The 561-nt window shown below is 55.1% G+C and carries 1 protein-coding gene; it reads left to right on the top strand.

Translation table 11 applies throughout. From position 1 onward, the window contains the following. Positions 1-204 precede the first annotated feature (204 nt). Positions 205-468, top strand: a complete 264-nt coding sequence (locus tag ACXIZN_RS43290) for a site-specific integrase (RefSeq protein ID WP_003660253.1) — start codon at positions 205-207, stop codon at positions 466-468. Positions 469-561: the final 93 nt, after the last annotated feature.

Genomic DNA, 561 nt, shown 5'->3' with positions numbered 1-561 from the left:
TGCGGTATTCGGAATCTTGCACGCCCTCGCTCAAGCCTTCGTCACTGGTCCCGCCACCAAACGTTTCGGCGAGAAGCAGGCCATTATCGCCGGCATGGCGGCCCCACGGGTGCGCATGATCGTGCTCCTGTCGTTGAGGACCCGGCTAGGCTGGCGGGGTTGCCTTACTGGTTAGCAGAATGAATCACCGATACGCGAGCGAACGTGAAGCGACTGCTGCTGCAAAACGTCTGCGACCTGAGCAACAACATGAATGGTCTTCGGTTTCCGTGTTTCGTAAAGTCTGGAAACGCGGAAGTCAGCGCCCTGCACCATTATGTTCCGGATCTGCATCGCAGGATGCTGCTGGCTACCCTGTGGAACACCTACATCTGTATTAACGAAGCGCTGGCATTGACCCTGAGTGATTTTTCTCTGGTCCCGCCGCATCCATACCGCCAGTTGTTTACCCTCACAACGTTCCAGTAACCGGGCATGTTCATCATCAGTAACCCGTATCGTGAGCATCCTCTCTCGTTTCATCGGTATCATTACCCCCATGAACAGAAATCCCCCTTACAC

This window comes from Amycolatopsis sp. TRM77291, from assembly GCF_054166285.1.
Note: the sequence above shows the minus strand (reverse complement) of the source record. Positions and strands in the feature narration are given on the sequence as shown.